Origin of the sequence: Streptococcus oralis, from assembly GCF_001579175.1 — a bacterium.
GTDB lineage: Bacteria > Bacillota > Bacilli > Lactobacillales > Streptococcaceae > Streptococcus > Streptococcus oralis_O.
Window position 1 is genome coordinate 747,137 of sequence record NZ_KQ970760.1, and the last position, 3,560, is coordinate 750,696.

Annotated in this window: 5 protein-coding genes and 1 pseudogene; all 6 read left to right on the forward strand. The window is 35.1% G+C overall.

Annotated elements, in window-relative coordinates:
- The first annotated feature begins 516 nt into the window (after nt 1-516).
- Complete coding sequence (locus SORDD24_RS11340) at nt 517-678, forward strand: DUF6900 domain-containing protein (RefSeq protein WP_167747256.1); 162 nt, start codon at nt 517-519, stop codon at nt 676-678.
- A 50-nt stretch (nt 679-728) separates the two neighbouring features.
- Nucleotides 729-1,766, forward strand: a complete 1,038-nt coding sequence (gene metK / locus SORDD24_RS07985) for a methionine adenosyltransferase (RefSeq protein WP_061409379.1) — start codon at nt 729-731, stop codon at nt 1,764-1,766.
- Between the two features lies 1 nt (nt 1,767).
- The gene (locus tag SORDD24_RS07990) at nt 1,768-2,133 is read left to right on the forward strand and encodes an HNH endonuclease (RefSeq protein WP_061409381.1); all 366 of its coding nucleotides are present in this window, start codon (nt 1,768-1,770) and stop codon (nt 2,131-2,133) included.
- A gap of 59 nt (nt 2,134-2,192) precedes the next feature.
- Nucleotides 2,193-2,750, forward strand: a complete 558-nt coding sequence (locus SORDD24_RS07995; RefSeq protein WP_061409383.1) for an ADP-ribosyltransferase — start codon at nt 2,193-2,195, stop codon at nt 2,748-2,750.
- Nucleotides 2,751-2,988: 238 nt separating this feature from the next.
- Nucleotides 2,989-3,420, forward strand: a complete 432-nt coding sequence (locus tag SORDD24_RS08000; RefSeq protein WP_061409385.1) for a hypothetical protein — start codon at nt 2,989-2,991, stop codon at nt 3,418-3,420.
- A 40-nt stretch (nt 3,421-3,460) separates the two neighbouring features.
- Nucleotides 3,461-3,560 (forward strand): annotated as a pseudogene (locus tag SORDD24_RS11770) (chromosome partitioning protein ParB); the annotation flags it as partial.

A 3,560-nucleotide genomic window follows, 5' to 3' on the forward strand; every position in this document is an offset into this window, starting at 1 on the left:
TTGGTGTATCTATGAGATACTTCTTCGTGTTCTTATTATCTCATTCATTACAAAAAAAGTCAATAAAAAAAGCCCAAATAAAGGTAATAAAAATTATTGTTGACATTCTCTCTTATTTATACTAAACTATGGATAAGGATAGGATGATGTCGGGTGACTGGTAACAGTTTGCTCAAAGGTACTTGTTTTAGGTACAGGTTAGGTACTGCCTTCAGCTTTATGCTGTAAAGAACCCGCTCCACCACTGGTCCTATTCGTTTTACTCTTGGATTATATTCAAGAGTTTTTTCTTGTCAAAAAAAATCTCAAACACCTGAGACATCTTTCTTTATTTTATAAGCTCCGAAACCTTAATTTTTGGTACCTTTTTGGTACCGTCTTGGTTTAACAATACGCTATATATATAATATTTTACAGTTACTTTCCCTTTAGAAACGTTGATTTAATAAGGATTTAAATATTACAGAGTATACTTTTGTAAAATATGGTTACAACAAAAAGAAAGAGGATAAAACCATGAAGAAAGAGGATATTTTAACAAAAATCGCAAAAAATAGAATTGGCGCTGAAACGCTAGAAACAAGGAATAGCGACAGCCTTGATTTTTATGACATCAGCGTTTGGGCATTGAAAGAAATGCTTGAACAAGCCTATGAAGCAGGTAGAAAAGCAAAATAAAAAAGACAGAGCCTTACCCAAATGGGGAGGCTTTTTGCGTGGAGGAAAGAATGATTATTACGAGTGAACAAGTATCTAATGGCCATCCAGATAAAATTTGTGACCAGATTTCAGATGCTGTTCTAACAGTATGTTTAGAACAAGATAAGAATAGCAGGGTTGCAGTAGAAACCCTTATCAAAGATAATCATATAGTGGTTGCTGGTGAAATGAAAACAACAGCCTTATTTGATTTAAACACTGTTGTTCGAAATGTCGTTAAACCCCTAGGAATGGAAAATATTATTGTGACGAATCTTATCGGTTTACAAAGTGATGATATTTCTCAAGGTGTTGATACAGGCGGTGCTGGAGACCAAGGGATGATGTATGGCTATGCAACTGACGAAACTGATGAATACTTGCCGCTTCCCTACGTTTTAGCAACTCGTGTGCTTGAGAAACTTATGGAACTTCAGCATCCGCTCTTAGGGAAAGATGCTAAGGCACAGGTTTCTTATGATTATGACAATAAAAGAATTACAACATTCTTAGTATCAATTCAGCATAGTGATGAAATGACAATTGAGAATCTAAGAGTAATTGTTAAAGAATCTATGATAAAAGTTGCAAAACAGTATAAACAAAACCTTGATTTTAATGTTTTAGTGAATCCTACTGGTCGTTTCGTTCTTGGTGGTTCTTATGCAGATGCTGGAGTTACTGGAAGAAAAATTATCGCTGATACCTATGGTGGATTTGCCCATCATGGTGGTGGTGCATTTTCAGGAAAGGATCCAAGTAAAGTGGATCGCTCAGGAGCTTATATGGCACGTAAGATTGCAAAAGACATCGTTCGTGAAGGATATGCTAAACGATGCGAAGTTCAATTAGCATACGCTATAGGAGTCGCAGAACCGGTTTCTATTCATGTAGAAACATTTGGAACAAGTAACTATACGAGCAAACAATTGGCAGGAATGATTAAAGAACGGTACGATTTAACACCGAAAGGGATTATCAAGGAGTTGGATCTTCTAAACGTAGACTACACTCAATCTACATGTTTTGGACATTTTACGAAACCAACTCTTCCTTGGGAGCAGTAAAATGCCACGTAGACCAAGAACTCCCTGCAAGCAGAATGGTTGTCCAAACCTTGTGACCTATGGAAACAGGTACTGCGATGACCACAAGACTAACCACGCACTTGATGTCAAGACAACCAAAGCTAAAGGTTACAATTCAAGGTGGAACAAAGCACGGATTCGTTACTTAAAGCTGAATCCCCTCTGTGTTTACTGTCAAAGAAATGGTCGACTGACCAAGGCGACAGTGGTTGACCATATCAGTCCCCACCGAGGTGACCAAGAACTCTTTTGGAATCAATCCAACTGGCAAGCTCTTTGTAAATCTTGTCATGATAGAAAGACCAAGACGACTGACAGATATGTGGAATATACCTATCGGTTTTGATAGAATTATTATATACTAGTAGAAAAGTATGAAATAAAATATAAGGAGTTTAATTTTCTATGAACTATATTAAATTTGTCAATAATAAAAAAGATGAAATTTCTCCGTATAGAATTTCAACGAGCAATAATAATGAGAAATATTTTGAAGCGCTTGAAAGATATTGCGGTAGTACATATTACAGTATCAATGAATATCTTCGAACTAATAAAATAAAACATGGCGATAAGAATATCTTATGTCAAACGATAAATTCAATAAAATGTTTAGATGAAATAATTAATGAAGCCCCACAAGAGGAATATAAAGTTTTATACAGAGTCATTGATAAAGAGTTTTATAAAATGCTAATGTCCTCTTCATCTTTTAAAGAGCGAGGATATTTAAGTACTTCAAAGATGAAACGTTGGGCCAAGGAAAAAGCAGAACCAGAGGATAAAGTTGTTATTAAACTATATGTAGAAAAAGATGTGAAGAGGATCGATATATCCCAAATAAATTATGGAACTTTACCGGGAAGAACTGAATATGAAGTGCTTTTACAAAGAGGAACTATTTTAAAAAGAAGTTCCTCGGGTGATGACACTTTTATTGTGTCGTTACCAAATCAATGTTAATTCTTAAAAAAATTTTGGGGTAAGGGGGGATAAAATCTCTAAATCCTTGTCCGTAAAAGACCGACGCCCCCTTAAACGTAAAATTTCGCAAAATTGATAGGGTGGGATATAAAAATCAATTCAAAATAGTAAAGAATCCAGTAAGAATATAGAATTAAGTGAGTGTTATTTTCGTAAATTTGTTTAAATTTAGGTACGAAAATAACCTTATTTTTTAGTATAAAAGTGAGGAACAGGTATGAATAACTTTCAACGAGAACAAATTTGGTTACTTAGGAAAAATGGTTTAGGATACGGTGAAGTTGCTAAAGCAATTGGGCTATCTAAGGACTCTGTTAAGAAGTATTGTAAAAGACATCCTGAGTTAAAGGGACAAGGAACATTACCGTATTTGATGGTTGAGAAACGAGTTCAAGATGGTATAAACTGTCCTCAATGTTTTCAACCTATGGTTCCTAATAAAACTGGACGACCGAAGAAATTTTGCTCAGACAGGTGCAGAATAAATTGGTGGAAAAATCATCAAGAGGAGCATGATAAGGAACGAACTGCATATGAAGAAATGACTTGCCAGTGTTGTGGTAGGTCATTTTTATCTTATGCGAATCCTAATAGAAAGTATTGTAGCCATGCCTGCTACATACAGATAAGATTTTACAAAGGAGTCTAAAATGACGAACCAACCAACAATGGAAATAAAAGAACTCTCTCTGAAAGAATTAAAGCCTGCAGCTTATAATCCTCGAAAGAAACTCAGAAAAGGGGATAAAGAATATGAGAAGATTAAACAGTCGCTTCTTAAGTTTGGAT